Below are 13663 nucleotides of genomic sequence, written 5' to 3'. Positions count from 1 at the left end.
GCTGGCGAGAAAATCTCGCCAGCAATTTCAGTTATTCATCCGCAATCACCACATCCACCCCAAGCTGGATTAACGTCCGGTGATAATTTTCAGGGATACCGCTGTCGGTAATCACCCGGTCAATCCCGCTGATTTCGCTAATCATACAGAAACTTTTGCGGCCAAACTTGCTGGAGTCAGCGACTACCGTGACCTCCTGTGCAACCTCACACATTACCTGATTCAGATGCGCTTCTCCCGGATGTGGCGTGGTTATCCCTGCTTCCAGGCAGAATCCATCAACGCCCAAAAAAAGCTTATCAAACCGGTATTGTCTGAGCTGGTGTTCTGCTGAAGGGCCATACAATGAATAGACGCTTTGCCTGACGTTCCCTCCCAGGATCATGACGTCTACGCGCTCAAAATTCGCCAGCTCCCACGCAATGTTGAGCGCATTGGTCATCACCACCAGATCGCGGCGATTCTTTAACATTGGAGGAATGAGCGTGGTGGTCGAACCGGAATCGAGGATTAACGTGTCACCATCTTTCACAAAGCTGGCTGCTTTTTCGGCAATACGCGTTTTCACATCGCGATTCAGCCGGTCCTTATCCTGCAAAGGTCGGTCAAGGGCAAAGTGCTGATTGAGAACCGCCCCGCCGTAGGAGCGCATGACGCATCCTTTCTGCTCCAGATAACGTAAGTCGTTGCGGATCGTGACCGATGACACACCAAAATGGACGCTCAGTGGCTCGACACGAACGCTACCCTGATCGCACAGCAGATCAATTATTTGCTCGCGACGTCTTAAGTTATCCAGCATTTCTATTGCTCCATCAAATATTCATGTTGTTTTGTTTTAGCGCTTTAGCGCTTTCGTTTTCTTTTGAATATATTACATCAGAAGCAATAAGGTGAATTTGTGCGCACAGACTCAGCGTTTAATTTAACCAAAACTGACTATTTTCTTTCGTTTTAGCAAACCGAAACGAAGAAAACCGAAAAAATGAAAAGACTCAAAACGGGTAAGATGCGAGAAAGAGACGGGAAGCATGCAAAAAAACGAAAGCGAGCTACTAAAAAAGCTCGCTTATGGTTTGTTTTTGTTTAATTGAATGGGATCACATTTTTGAATTTTAGAGCGGGACTACTCAACAATGATCACTTCAACACCGCTGCGGCGTAGTTCCTGCAAACTCTCCTCTGGGATACCTTCATCAACAATGATGGTATGGATCCTCTGAGTATCAATGATCTTATGCAGGCTGGAGCGGTTAAACTTCGTCGAGTCGGTAACAACAATAATACGTTCAGCCACTTCACACATCCGACGGTTGAGACGCGCTTCATCTTCGTTGTGCGTGCTAACACCACGCTCTAAATCAATAGCATCAACGCCAAGAAACAGCATGTCGAAGTGATAATTTTGGAGCGATTGCTCTGCCTGATCGCCATAAAAAGATTGTGACTGACGACGCAAATGACCGCCGGTCATCAGCAGCTCAACCCCTTCTGCTTCCAGTAACGCATTGGCGACATTCATACCGTTGGTCATAGCAATGACATTGGTATGCTGGCGCATCAGGCGGGCAATTTCATAGGTCGTGGTACCGGAGTCAAGGATCACGCGGTGTCCCGGTTGAATCAGCTCTGCGGCGGCTCTGGCAATACTGCGTTTTACTGCCGTATTAAGTGAACTCTTATCTTCAACAGAAGGCTCCACAACAGGCGCATTGCTTTCGCAAATCAGCGCCCCGCCATAGGCACGTACCGCAATCCCCTGCTTTTCCAGAAAAGCGAGGTCGTTGCGAATAGTGACCGTGGAGACGCCAAAAAATAAGGAGAGATCGTTAACCTGAACGCTTCCCTGCTGCCGTAACCGCTGGATGATCTGCTCACGTCTTTCGCTGGTGCCAATAACGCGCTTGTCTGCAGAGGACTCGGTGTTACTCATAAGAAATCCTTTAGTTGAACCTTTCGTTTTATTTCGTTTTATCTATTAACGCCTTTCTTTTATGCGAATGCAAGCCCCGCAAGCAGGGAAGAGCCGGACGAACTTACGCTGAAACCTTTCATTGCGTTTCTTTTGTGAAACAGATCGGAAAACTATTATCTTTCGTTTTATTTTTATAACACCATAATGCAGTATTAAATGAAACAAAACGAAAGATTGATGTCGCAGTAATCTGACCTGGAGAGGAAAGTGAAACATCTAACTAAAATGGTCGAGCAGCATAAACGGGGGAAGGCAAACGGGATTTATGCCGTTTGTTCCGCGCATCCAATCGTACTGGAAGCCGCAATACGCTACGCCCATGCCAATCATACACCGCTGTTGATCGAAGCAACCTCTAATCAGGTTGACCAGTTTGGCGGCTATACGGGTATGACACCAGCCGATTTTCGCAGTTTTGTCTGCGGTTTAGCCGACTCGCTTAATTTTTCTCAGGATATGCTGATTCTCGGTGGAGACCACCTTGGACCAAACCGTTGGCAAAATCTGCCAGCAGAACAAGCAATGGCCAACGCTGACGATCTGATCAAGAGTTATGTCGCCGCTGGCTTTAAAAAAATCCACCTTGATTGCAGCATGTCTTGTGCTAACGACCCAGTTCCACTAACGGATGAAATCGTCGCCGCGCGCGCCGCGCGGCTGGCAAAAGTTGCCGAAGAAACCTGTATTGCGCATTTTGGTGAATCTGATCTGGTCTATGTAATTGGCACAGAAGTTCCGGTTCCTGGTGGCGCACACGAAGCGTTAACCGAACTGGCGGTAACAACGCCGGATGCCGCACGTGCAACGCTGCAGGCCCACTATCACGCCTTTGAAAAGCGCGGGCTGGAAGGTATATGGGCACGTATTATCGCCCTGGTCGTGCAACCTGGCGTTGAATTCGACCACACGCACATCATTGATTATCAACCGCAGAAAGCCGTGGCACTCAGCAAAATGGTGGAAGACTACGACACGCTGGTTTTTGAAGCGCATTCTACCGATTACCAAACGCCTCAGTCCTTGCGCCAGTTGGTTAAAGATCATTTCGCGATCCTGAAAGTCGGCCCGGCGCTGACCTTTGCCCTGCGCGAAGCGTTATTTTCATTAGCCGCTATTGAAGAGGAATTGCTGCCCGCAAAAGCCAGCTCAGGCCTGCGACATGTCCTGGAAAGCGTGATGCTTGATCGTCCGGAGTACTGGCAGAGCCACTATCACGGCGATGGCAATGCGCGCCGTTTGGCCCGCGGATATAGCTACTCAGATCGGGTTCGTTACTACTGGCCGGACAGCCAGATTGATGAGGCATTCGAACGTCTGGTGCGTAACCTGGCCGACGAACCGATCCCGTTACCGCTGATTAGCCAGTATCTACCCTTGCAGTACGTAAAAGTGCGCGAGGGAGATCTCAGCGCGACACCGCGAGAACTCATCATTAACCATATTCAGGACATACTGCAGCAATATCACTGCGCCAGCCTGGGTGATTCATCCCATAACGCATAACAAGAAAGAGAAAAATACCATGCCAAACATTGTATTAAGTCGCATTGACGAACGTTTAATTCACGGTCAGGTCGGTGTGCAATGGGTCGGATTTGCGGGGGCAAATCTGGTGCTGGTCGCCAATGATGAGGTGGCTGAAGATCCGGTGCAGCAAAACCTGATGGAAATGGTTCTGGCGGAAGGGATTGCCGTGCGCTTCTGGTCACTACAAAAAGTAATCGACAATATTCACCGTGCCGCCGATCGCCAGAAAATTTTGCTGGTCTGCAAATCGCCTGCGGATTTCTACCGTCTGGTCGAAGGCGGTGTTCCTGTTAATCGTATCAACGTTGGCAACATGCACTATGCCAACGGCAAGCAGCAAATCGCCAAAACGGTTTCTGTAGACGCTGCCGATATAGCGGCGTTCAACGGGTTGAAAGCCGCTGGGGTGGAATGCTTCGTTCAGGGCGTTCCAACAGAACCCGCCCAGGACCTCTATAAACTTCTCTGAGGGATTCACAATGGAAATCAGTCTGTTGCAGGCTTTTGCGTTGGGTATTCTCGCCTTTATTGCAGGCCTGGATATGTTCAACGGGTTAACGCACATGCACCGCCCGGTTGTTCTCGGGCCGCTGGTCGGCCTGATTCTGGGCGATCTGCATACCGGTATTTTAACCGGGGGTACGCTGGAACTGGTGTGGATGGGCCTGGCTCCGCTGGCGGGAGCACAGCCGCCAAACGTCATCATCGGCACCATCGTAGGAACAACTTTCGCCATCACCACTGGCGTAAAACCGGAAGTAGCTGTCGGTGTCGCTGTACCGTTCGCGGTAGCGGTACAAATGGGCATTACCTTCCTCTTCTCCGTGATGTCCGGGGTGATGGCTCGCTGCGATCGCATGGCGGCGAATGCCGATACAGACGGAATTGAGCGGGTCAACTATCTGGCGTTACTGGCGCTGGGGACGTTCTACTTCTTATGCGCTTTCCTGCCGATTTACTTTGGTGCGGAACATGCCAAAACAGCTATAGATGTTCTGCCGACCCGCCTAATTGACGGCCTCGGCGTGGCAGGCGGCATCATGCCAGCTATCGGTTTCGCCGTACTGCTGAAAATCATGATGAAAAACGTCTACATCCCTTACTTCATCCTGGGTTTTGTCGCCGCCGCCTGGCTCAAACTCCCTGTGCTGGCAATCGCCGCAGCAGCACTGGCCATGGCACTGATCGATTTTCTGCGTAAATCACCTGAAACTACAGCTCCCGCAGCACAAAAAGAGGAATTCGAAGATGGCATCTAATCAAACGGCTCTGCCGAACATTTCCGAAACCGAAGAAACGCTGCTGTCCGGCACGAATGAAAACGTCTACGAAGACCAGAATATCGGTGCCGAGCTGACGAAAAAAGATATCAACCGTGTTGCCTGGCGTTCCATGTTGTTACAGGCCTCTTTCAACTATGAACGTATGCAGGCATCAGGATGGTTGTACGGCCTGTTACCTGCACTGAAAAAGATCCATACCAACAAGCGAGATCTGGCACGTTCAATGAAAGGCCATATGGGCTTCTTCAACACGCACCCGTTCCTGGTTACGTTTGTTATCGGGATTATCCTGGCGATGGAACGCTCCAAGCAGGATGTGAACAGTATTCAAAGCACCAAGATTGCCGTCGGTGCGCCGCTTGGCGGTATCGGTGACGCCATGTTCTGGTTAACGTTATTGCCTATTTGCGGTGGTATCGGGGCAAGTCTGGCGCTGCAAGGTTCTATTCTTGGCGCTGTAGTCTTTATTGTGATGTTTAACGTGGTTCATCTTGGTCTGCGCTTTGGGCTGGCACACTATGCTTACCGAATGGGCGTTGCAGCTATCCCACTGATTAAAGCTAACACTAAAAAGGTTGGTCATGCGGCATCTATCGTTGGGATGACGGTGATCGGCGCGCTGGTAGCGACCTATGTTCGCCTGAGCACCACGCTGGAAATTACTGCTGGCGATGCGGTTGTGAAACTACAGACAGACGTTATAGACAAGCTGATGCCTGCATTTTTGCCGCTGGTCTACACATTGACCATGTTCTGGCTGGTTCGTCGTGGCTGGAGCCCTCTGCGCCTTATCGCTATTACCGTAGTACTCGGCGTTGTGGGTAAGTTCTGTCACTTCCTGTAAATATAAGGGGTTGTAGATGTTAGGTATTATTTTGACGGGTCATGGCGGGTTTGCCAGCGGAATGGAAAAAGCGATGAAACAGATTTTAGGTGAACAGACTCAGTTCATCGCCATCGACTTTCCGGAAACCTCAACAACAGCCTTACTCACCTCGCAACTAGAACAGGCAGTGAGTGAGCTGGATGCTCAGCAAGACATCGTGTTTCTGACAGACCTGTTGGGCGGGACGCCATTTCGCGTCGCTTCCACGCTGGCCATGCAAAGGCAAGGTACTGAAGTGATCACTGGCACCAATCTGCAACTGCTGCTGGAAATGGTACTGGAGCGCGACGACCTGAGCAGCGAAGCATTTCGTTTGCAGGCGCTGGAATGCGGACATCGGGGGTTGACCAGCCTGGTGGACGAGCTGGGACGCTGCCGCGAGGAAAAACCCGTCGAGGAAGGGATATGACACAGGTGCTACGCGCCAAGCGTCTGCTCACGGAACAAGGCTGGCTGGACGATCATCAGGTGCGTATTGAGGATGGCACCATTACAGCCATTGAGCCTATCGTCTCAGGCGTGATGGTGCGCGATGCTGAGCTGTTGTGCCCTGCATATATCGATACCCATGTGCACGGAGGCGCAGGTGTCGATGTCATGGATGATGCGCCGGATACGCTCGATAAGCTGGCAATACACAAAGCGCGTGAAGGGGTAGCCAGTTGGCTACCCACCACCGTCACCGCCCCATTACCAGATATTCACCGGGCGTTGAAACGTATTGCCCATCGCTACCATTCCGGCGGGCCTGGCGCGCAGGTACTGGGTAGTTATCTTGAAGGTCCGTACTTTACGCCTCAGAACAAAGGAGCGCATCCGCCTGAGCTCTTCAGGGAACTGGAGCTCAGGGAACTGGATGAACTGATTGCGATTTCCCAACAAACATTGCGCGTCGTTGCGCTGGCGCCAGAAAAAACCGGCGCATTGCAGGCTATCAAACATCTGAAGCAGCGCAACGTACGGGTGATGCTGGGCCACAGCGCAGCCACCTGGGAGCAAACCCGCGCCGCCTTTGATGTCGGGGCTGATGGACTGGTTCACTGCTATAACGGTATGACCGGTTTACACCACCGGGAGCCCGGAATGGTTGGTGCAGGGTTAACCGACTCTCGCGCCTGGCTGGAGCTTATCGCTGACGGACACCATGTCCACCCGGCGGCCATGAAGCTGTGCTGCTGTTGCGCGAAAGACAGACTGGTGCTGATCACCGATGCGATGCAGGCAGCTGGTATGCCGGACGGGCGCTATACACTCTGCGGTGAGGAAGTGGAAATGCGCAGCGGTATTGTGCGTACCGCTTCCGGTGGCCTGGCGGGCAGCACGCTCTCGGTTGATGCAGCCGTACGTAATATGGTCGAGTTCACCGGGATCACCGCTGAAGAGGCGATCCACATGGCTTCGCTCCATCCCGCTCGCCTGTTGGGAATCGATCGCCAACGCGGATCGTTAGCGGTGGGCAAATATGCCGACATTATCGCCCTCAATAGCAGCCTGCATTTGCAGCAGATCTGGATTCAGGGTCAGTCTCTCCCCCTTTAGACCTTTCATTTTGTCTCGTATTGGCCTGCGGTCTTTGATCGCCGGGCCTTTCTTTTCCTTTCGCTTATAAAATTTTGATTCGCACTATCTGCAAGCGATTCTTTAAATATCAACAAGATGATTACAGCCTTAGTTCTCACGATCACAAATTTCGTTTTATTTCATTTTACATCATTGCTCTTTCACTTTCTTTCATATAGATTTTAATCAATCGATCATATGAACAAGTGAAACGAAACGAAAGATAGCTACATTCTCGCCAGCGTCTTATGTGGAATTTACAAGACTAAGGACTTAAGTTATGCCAGAAACCTATACCCCTGTTACCGCGGTAACGGGCACCTGGACCGAAGAAGAGATCCGTCAACAACCTGCCAGTTGGATCCGTTCCCTTACGAATATCGACAACATTCGATCTGCCATTGACAGCTTTCTCGCGCCATTACTGCGCAAAAACGATCTGCGGATCGTACTGACCGGGGCGGGTACTTCCGCATTTATCGGCGACATTATTGCTCCGTGGCTGGCAAGCCAAACCGGAAAAAACATCAGCGCCGTGCCGACCACCGATTTGGTCACCAATCCGATGGATTATCTGAATCCAGCACATCCGTTGCTGCTGGTTTCTTTCGCTCGCTCAGGTAACAGCCCCGAAAGCGTTGCGGCTGTGGAACTGGCTAATCAGTTTGTACCTGAGTGCTATCACCTGCCAATTACCTGTAACGAAGCAGGTAGCCTGTATCAAAACGCCGTCGCAAGCGACAATGCCTTTGCACTGTTAATGCCTGCTGAAACGCACGACCGTGGCTTCGCCATGACCAGCAGTATTACTACCATGATGGCCAGTTGCCTGGCGGTATTCGCCCCGCAAAAAATCAACAGCCAGACCTTCCGCGACGTGGCCGATCGTTGCCAGACGATCCTGACTTCACTGGGTGATTTCAGCGACGGCGTGTTCGGCAACGCGCCATGGAAACGGATCGTCTACCTCGGTAGCGGTGGGCTACAGGGAGCCGCGCGTGAATCGGCACTGAAAGTCCTGGAACTGACAGCGGGTAAACTGGCGGCATTCTATGACTCACCGACCGGTTTTCGTCATGGGCCAAAATCGCTGGTTGATAACGAAACGCTGGTAGTGGTCTTTGTTTCCAGCCACCCATATACACGCCAATACGATCTTGATCTGTTAGCTGAGTTACGCCGCGATCGGCAGGCGCTGCGGGTAGTCGCGATTGCCGCACAAACCGATGACGTGATTGAAGCCGGCCCGCATATCCTGCTGCCGCCTGCCCGCAGCTTCATTGATATGGAACTGGCGTTCTGCTTCCTGATGTATGCGCAGGTCTTCGCCCTGACACAGTCAATCAGTATCGGTAATACGCCAGATACGCCTTCTGCCAGCGGTACCGTGAACCGCGTCGTACAGGGCGTTGTTATTCATCCCTGGAACGCCTAAAAGGATCGTTTTATGAGCATTATTTCTACAAAATACCTCCTGCAGGATGCGCAAAAAAAAGGCTATGCCGTACCGGCCTTTAACATCCATAACGCCGAAACGATCCAGGCGATCCTGGAAGTGTGCTATGAAATGCAATCGCCGGTGATCCTTGCCGGAACGCCGGGTACGTTTAAACATATCGCGCTGGAAGAGATCTACGCGCTGTGCAGCGCTTATTCCACCAGCTACGGTATACCGCTTGCGCTGCACCTCGATCACCATGAATCACTGGACGATATCCGTCGCAAGGTAAATGCCGGGGTGCGCAGCGCCATGATTGATGGCAGCCACTTTCCGTTTGAAGAAAATGTGAAACTGGTGAAATCCGTTGTGGACTTTTGCCATGCCAAAGATTGCAGCGTGGAAGCTGAGCTGGGCCGCCTCGGCGGCGTTGAAGATGATATGAGCGTGGATGCCGAAAGCGCCTTCCTGACCGACCCGCAGGAAGCGAAACGGTTTGTCGAACGTACCGGCGTCGACAGCCTGGCTGTTGCCATCGGCACAGCACACGGTTTGTACACTAAAACACCCAAAATCGATTTCCAGCGTTTAGGGGAAATTCGTGAAGTGGTGGATATTCCGCTGGTGCTGCATGGTGCAAGCGATGTTCCTGACGACTACGTCCGCCGCACAATCGAGCTGGGAATATGCAAAGTTAACGTGGCCACCGAACTGAAAATCGCCTTTGCCGACGCGGTCAAAGCATGGTTTGCAGAAAATCCGCAGGGCAACGATCCTCGCTATTACATGCGGGTCGGTATGGATGCAATGAAAGAAGTGGTGCGGAGTAAAATTAACGTCTGTGGTTCAGCAAACAAATTGATGGCTACCTGCGAATTATCGTGACCATTATTATATTCTGCGCGAGTGCTATCTGCGTGATGTCAGGTAGCGCTCATCTTCCGAATATTAAGGATATATATTCTTTAAGTTCCGCTGAATGAATTAATATTTTTTATACTGCAACAATAATATATTCCAATAATCAATGTTATTCAATGTTTTTATGGTGAGGATTCAAATATGAGTAGTCCAAATATTCTATTAAGCCGTATTGATAACCGATTAGTACATGGGCAGGTTGGCGTTACATGGACATCAACAATTGGTGCTAACTTGTTAGTCGTTGTTGATGATGACGTTGCTCAGGATGAGATTCAGCAGAAATTAATGGGTATCACTGCCGAAACCTACGGTTTTGGCATTCGTTTTTTTTCCATAGATAAAACCATAAACGTTATCGGTAAAGCCGCGCCACATCAGAAAATTTTTCTTATTTGTCGGACGCCACAAACGGTAAGAAGATTGCTTGAAGGCGGTATTAAGCTGAACGATGTCAACGTAGGCAATATGCATTTTTCTGAAGGCAAAAAACAGATCAGCAGCAAAGTTTATGTTAACGGACAAGATCTTGATGACCTTCAATTTATAAAGAAACAGGGTGTTAATATCTTTATTCAGGATGTCCCTGGCGATCAAAAAGAACAGATCCCTGATTAAAAGGCAAACAACTTTTTCATAATAAAAGGATTTATTTACTTGGGGTGATCTATATGCATGAAATAACTCTTATTCAGGGTTTATCCCTGGCTGCATTAGTCTTCTTTCTGGGAATCGACTTTTGGCTGGAAGCCTTGTTTTTATTCAGACCAATTATCGTATGTACTTTGACCGGCGCTATCTTGGGTGATATTGACATTGGCCTGATTACGGGAGGTTTGACCGAGTTGGCTTTTGCCGGTCTGACCCCCGCAGGAGGTGTGCAGCCTCCCAATCCAATCATGGCTGGTTTAATGACCACGGTTATCGCATGGTCTACCGGCGTGGATGCCAAAACGGCCATCGGTCTTGGTTTGCCCTTCAGCCTTCTGATGCAATACGTAATATTGTTCTTTTACTCAGCCTTCTCATTGTTCATGGCAAAAGCTGATAACTGTGCGAAAGAAGCAAACACAAGCGCATTTTCGCGTCTGAATTGGCTGACAACGCTGATTGTTGCTTTTTCATACGCCATCATCGCCTTCTTGTGTACATATCTGGCCCAGGGCGCTATGCAGTCACTGGTAAAAGCCATGCCCGCCTGGTTAACACATGGATTTGAAGTGGCTGGTGGCATTTTGCCCGCGGTCGGTTTTGGTTTGTTACTCCGCGTGATGTTCAAAGCACAGTACATTCCTTACCTGATTGCTGGCTTCCTCTTTGTTTGCTACATCCAGGTTAACAACCTTCTGCCAGTCGCAGTGTTGGGCGCAGGTTTCGCCGTATATGAGTTTTTCAATACGAAAGCCAAACAGCAGGCTCAACCTCAGCCTGTCGCCAATAAAAACAATGAAGAAGAGGACTATAGCAATGGGATCTGAAATCAGTAAAAAAGACATTACTCGTCTGGGCTTTCGCTCGTCGCTTCTTCAGGCCAGCTTTAACTATGAAAGAATGCAGGCAGGTGGTTTTACCTGGGCTATGCTCCCGGTGCTGAAAAAAATCTATAAAGATGATAAAGCCGGTCTAAGCGCGGCGATGAAAGATCATTTAGAATTTATCAATACCCACCCTAACCTGGTCGGTTTTCTGATGGGATTGTTAATCTCCATGGAAGAAAAGGGGGAAAACCGAGACACCATCAAAGGCTTGAAAGTGGCGTTGTTCGGACCTATCGCCGGGATCGGTGATGCCATTTTCTGGTTCACCTTACTGCCTATTATGGCAGGGATCTGCTCCTCTTTTGCTAGCCAAGGAAACATACTGGGGCCAATTTTATTTTTCGCCGTTTATTTGATGATCTTTTTCCTGCGCGTTGGCTGGACGCATGTCGGTTATTCAGTAGGAGTTAAGGCTATCGATAAAGTACGAGAAAATTCGCAGATGATCGCCCGCTCAGCAACGATCCTCGGGATCACTGTTATTGGCGGACTTATCGCGTCCTATGTACACATTAATGTTGTAACTTCTTTTGCAATCGACAGTAGCCACAGCGTGGCCTTACAGCAGGATTTTTTCGATAAGGTATTCCCGAATATTTTACCGATGGGTTACACATTGCTGATGTACTACATGTTACGGGTGAAAAAAGCACACCCGGTATTGTTAATCGGCGTCACGTTTGTACTGTCTATTATCTCGTCAGCACTTGGCATTCTTTAATCGAAAGGAGGATGAAGCGGCCTGCAACATCCTCCTGCAAAAGGACTCGAAAATGCAATATACCCAGTACTGCGATAATTATGACGTCTTAAGCGATCGCGCCAGCGAACAGCTAATTACGTTGATACAGAATAAACCTGACGCAACCATCTGTCTGGCAACAGGGGGCACACCGCTTCTCACCTATCGCTACTTTGTTGAAAAAATTAACCAACGTAAGATCGATATTGAGCGGGTGGTTTTCGTTAAACTGGACGAGTGGGTCGGTATTCCGCTGAACTCACCCGCAACGTGTGAATCTTTCCTGCAACAACACATCGCTCAACCACTAGGGTTACGAGCAGAACAGTTGGTTGGTTTTCAATCTGAAAATGTTAGCGAGCAGGAGTGCGAACGCATCACAGAGATTATTGCCAGCCGGGGCGGCCTCGATTTATGCCTGCTAGGAATAGGCAAAAATGGCCATTTGGGGTTGAATGAGCCCGCAGAGATCCTGGAACCATTTTGCCATATCAGCATACTTGAAGAAAAAACGCGCCATCACGACATGTTAAAAACGGCTGCTAATCGTGTGACCCACGGTATTACGTTGGGGTTGAAGGACATCCTGAACGCAAAAGAGATCTTGCTGCTGATAGCAGGCGAAGGGAAGCACGATGCGGTAGAAAAATACCTCGCCGCCACCGTTACAACGACTATGCCTGCTTCATTTTTATGGCTGCATCGCAATGTGAGTTGCCTGATTGACGGCTCACAATACTCTGATAAATAAAATTTACAGCAAGCGCCACATTCTCCTTTTTGTCGCGCCACTGCGTTGCAGTTTGCCTTTTAGCTGCAACGCTTTCATCGAGTTCTTCCGACATTTCTTCCGACATTTCTTCCGACAAGCAGACGTTTAATCTCAGTCTTTTTACTCCCCCTGCTGGTCCAGCGCGTACTTATACAGCGCATTCTTTTTCACGCCGTGAATTTCCGCCGCCAGCGCCGCCGCTTTCTTCAGCGGCAGCTCTTTTTGTAACAACGCCAGCGTACGCAGCGCATCAGCCGGGAGGTCATCTTCTTGCGCTTTATGCCCTTCGACAATCAGCACCATTTCGCCCTTACGACGGTTTTCATCTTCCTTGACCCACGCCAGCAGTTCGCCGACCGGCGCGCCGTGAATGGTTTCCCAGGTTTTGGTCAGTTCGCGTGCCAGCACCACATAACGGGATTCTCCCCAGACGGCGACCATATCTTCCAGGCTATCCAGTAAACGGTGGGTGGATTCATAAAAAATAAGCGTACGCGGTTCTGCTTCAATGGCTTTCATCACATCGCGGCGGCCTTTTGATTTCGCAGGCAGGAAACCTTCGTAGCAAAAACGGTCAGACGGCAGACCAGCAGCACTCAGCGCGGCAATCGCCGCGCACGGGCCAGGCAGCGGTACCACGCGGATGCCTGCTTCGCGACAGGTGCGCACCAGGTGGTAGCCTGGGTCGTTAATCAGCGGCGTTCCGGCATCGGAAACCAACGCGATGTTTTGCCCCTCTTTAAGCTTTGCCACCAGCGTCTCGGCTTTTTGTTGCTCATTGTGATCGTGTAAGGCAAACAAACGGGCGTTAATCGCGAAATGTTGTAACAATAATCCGGTATGACGAGTGTCTTCAGCGGCAATTAAATCAACGGCTTGTAAAACTTCGAGCGCTCGTTGGGTAATATCAGCCAAATTTCCGATAGGAGTAGGTACAATAAAGAGTTGGCCTTGAGAATTATCCGCCGATTCGTGTTGTTTCATTGTGTCGTCCGTATTGCCGATTTAATATTGAGCATTG

15 protein-coding genes are annotated in these 13663 nt (G+C 50.0%); 12 read left to right on the top strand and 3 right to left on the bottom strand.

The window, feature by feature from the left end; translation table 11 throughout:
- Positions 1-31: 31 nt before the first annotated feature.
- Together agaR and FDW92_RS02485 are read right to left on the bottom strand one after the other, a co-directional pair.
- Positions 32-802: a transcriptional repressor AgaR gene (gene agaR / locus FDW92_RS02490; RefSeq protein WP_003024920.1), complete on the bottom strand. Its 771-nt coding sequence runs from the start codon at positions 800-802 to the stop codon at positions 32-34.
- 324 nt (positions 803-1126) lie between these two features.
- Complete coding sequence (locus tag FDW92_RS02485; protein WP_003024922.1) at positions 1127-1933, bottom strand: DeoR family transcriptional regulator; 807 nt, start codon at positions 1931-1933, stop codon at positions 1127-1129.
- Between the two features lie 249 nt (positions 1934-2182).
- On the opposite strand from FDW92_RS02485, the gene kbaZ reads away from it, so the two are divergent.
- The 12 genes from kbaZ to FDW92_RS02425 all read left to right on the top strand — a co-directional run bounded on the left by kbaZ (position 2183) and on the right by FDW92_RS02425 (position 12621).
- Positions 2183-3478 (top strand): tagatose-bisphosphate aldolase subunit KbaZ, encoded by a 1296-nt coding sequence (gene kbaZ / locus FDW92_RS02480; protein ID WP_072014785.1) that lies wholly within the window; start codon positions 2183-2185, stop codon positions 3476-3478.
- 19 nt (positions 3479-3497) lie between these two features.
- The gene (gene agaV, locus FDW92_RS02475) at positions 3498-3971 is read left to right on the top strand and encodes a PTS N-acetylgalactosamine transporter subunit IIB (protein WP_038634137.1); all 474 of its coding nucleotides are present in this window, start codon (positions 3498-3500) and stop codon (positions 3969-3971) included.
- Between the two features lie 10 nt (positions 3972-3981).
- Complete coding sequence (gene agaW, locus FDW92_RS02470) at positions 3982-4761, top strand: PTS N-acetylgalactosamine transporter subunit IIC (protein ID WP_042311217.1); 780 nt, start codon at positions 3982-3984, stop codon at positions 4759-4761.
- A complete protein-coding gene (agaE, locus tag FDW92_RS02465) occupies positions 4751-5629 on the top strand; it encodes a PTS N-acetylgalactosamine transporter subunit IID (RefSeq protein WP_042311219.1) in 879 nt (292 codons plus the stop codon). The genes agaW and agaE overlap by 11 nt, the downstream gene beginning before the upstream one ends.
- Before the next feature lie 16 nt (positions 5630-5645).
- Positions 5646-6080, top strand: coding sequence for a PTS galactosamine/N-acetylgalactosamine transporter subunit IIA (agaF, locus tag FDW92_RS02460; protein WP_042311221.1), 435 nt, complete (start codon positions 5646-5648; stop codon positions 6078-6080).
- The gene (nagA, locus tag FDW92_RS02455; RefSeq protein ID WP_042311223.1) at positions 6077-7210 is read left to right on the top strand and encodes an N-acetylglucosamine-6-phosphate deacetylase; all 1134 of its coding nucleotides are present in this window, start codon (positions 6077-6079) and stop codon (positions 7208-7210) included. Before agaF ends, nagA begins: the two co-directional genes overlap by 4 nt.
- Before the next feature lie 301 nt (positions 7211-7511).
- Positions 7512-8666: an AgaS family sugar isomerase gene (locus FDW92_RS02450; RefSeq protein ID WP_042311225.1), complete on the top strand. Its 1155-nt coding sequence runs from the start codon at positions 7512-7514 to the stop codon at positions 8664-8666.
- A gap of 12 nt (positions 8667-8678) precedes the next feature.
- Positions 8679-9554: a tagatose-bisphosphate aldolase subunit KbaY gene (kbaY, locus tag FDW92_RS02445; protein WP_042311227.1), complete on the top strand. Its 876-nt coding sequence runs from the start codon at positions 8679-8681 to the stop codon at positions 9552-9554.
- Positions 9555-9731: 177 nt separating this feature from the next.
- Positions 9732-10208: a PTS galactosamine transporter subunit IIB gene (gene agaB / locus FDW92_RS02440; protein WP_042311230.1), complete on the top strand. Its 477-nt coding sequence runs from the start codon at positions 9732-9734 to the stop codon at positions 10206-10208.
- Between the two features lie 53 nt (positions 10209-10261).
- A complete protein-coding gene (gene agaC / locus FDW92_RS02435; protein ID WP_137400537.1) occupies positions 10262-11068 on the top strand; it encodes a PTS galactosamine transporter subunit IIC in 807 nt (268 codons plus the stop codon).
- On the top strand, positions 11058-11849 hold the full coding sequence (agaD, locus tag FDW92_RS02430; RefSeq protein ID WP_042311233.1) for a PTS galactosamine transporter subunit IID: 792 nt from the start codon (positions 11058-11060) through the stop codon (positions 11847-11849). Before agaC ends, agaD begins: the two co-directional genes overlap by 11 nt.
- Positions 11850-11901: 52 nt before the next feature.
- Entirely contained in the window at positions 11902-12621 is a 720-nt protein-coding gene (locus FDW92_RS02425) for a galactosamine-6-phosphate isomerase (RefSeq protein ID WP_042311235.1), read from the top strand.
- A gap of 141 nt (positions 12622-12762) precedes the next feature.
- Here the strand turns inward: FDW92_RS02425 and rsmI are convergent, their stop codons facing one another.
- Positions 12763-13626: a 16S rRNA (cytidine(1402)-2'-O)-methyltransferase gene (gene rsmI, locus FDW92_RS02420; RefSeq protein ID WP_042311238.1), complete on the bottom strand. Its 864-nt coding sequence runs from the start codon at positions 13624-13626 to the stop codon at positions 12763-12765.
- Between the last annotated feature and the right edge of the window lie 37 nt (positions 13627-13663).

The organism is Citrobacter sp. wls706, assembly GCF_005281305.1.
Taxonomy (GTDB): Bacteria; Pseudomonadota; Gammaproteobacteria; order Enterobacterales; family Enterobacteriaceae; genus Citrobacter; species Citrobacter werkmanii.
The sequence above is the reverse complement of the archived record's forward strand: the minus strand, read 5'-3'. Positions and strand labels throughout refer to the sequence as shown.

What these genes read in the sequence shown, in the direction of transcription:
- rsmI (WP_042311238.1), bottom strand. Translation starts at nt 13,626, where the DNA reads ATGAAACAACACGAATCGGCGGATAATTCTCAAGGCCAACTCTTTATT.
- agaW (WP_042311217.1), top strand. Translation starts at nt 3,982, where the DNA reads ATGGAAATCAGTCTGTTGCAGGCTTTTGCGTTGGGTATTCTCGCCTTT.
- agaC (WP_137400537.1), top strand. Translation starts at nt 10,262, where the DNA reads ATGCATGAAATAACTCTTATTCAGGGTTTATCCCTGGCTGCATTAGTC.
- kbaY (WP_042311227.1), top strand. Translation starts at nt 8,679, where the DNA reads ATGAGCATTATTTCTACAAAATACCTCCTGCAGGATGCGCAAAAAAAA.
- FDW92_RS02450 (WP_042311225.1), top strand. Translation starts at nt 7,512, where the DNA reads ATGCCAGAAACCTATACCCCTGTTACCGCGGTAACGGGCACCTGGACC.
- agaF (WP_042311221.1), top strand. Translation starts at nt 5,646, where the DNA reads ATGTTAGGTATTATTTTGACGGGTCATGGCGGGTTTGCCAGCGGAATG.
- agaR (WP_003024920.1), bottom strand. Translation starts at nt 802, where the DNA reads ATGCTGGATAACTTAAGACGTCGCGAGCAAATAATTGATCTGCTGTGC.
- FDW92_RS02425 (WP_042311235.1), top strand. Translation starts at nt 11,902, where the DNA reads ATGCAATATACCCAGTACTGCGATAATTATGACGTCTTAAGCGATCGC.
- FDW92_RS02485 (WP_003024922.1), bottom strand. Translation starts at nt 1,933, where the DNA reads ATGAGTAACACCGAGTCCTCTGCAGACAAGCGCGTTATTGGCACCAGC.
- agaE (WP_042311219.1), top strand. Translation starts at nt 4,751, where the DNA reads ATGGCATCTAATCAAACGGCTCTGCCGAACATTTCCGAAACCGAAGAA.
- nagA (WP_042311223.1), top strand. Translation starts at nt 6,077, where the DNA reads ATGACACAGGTGCTACGCGCCAAGCGTCTGCTCACGGAACAAGGCTGG.
- agaD (WP_042311233.1), top strand. Translation starts at nt 11,058, where the DNA reads ATGGGATCTGAAATCAGTAAAAAAGACATTACTCGTCTGGGCTTTCGC.
- agaB (WP_042311230.1), top strand. Translation starts at nt 9,732, where the DNA reads ATGAGTAGTCCAAATATTCTATTAAGCCGTATTGATAACCGATTAGTA.
- agaV (WP_038634137.1), top strand. Translation starts at nt 3,498, where the DNA reads ATGCCAAACATTGTATTAAGTCGCATTGACGAACGTTTAATTCACGGT.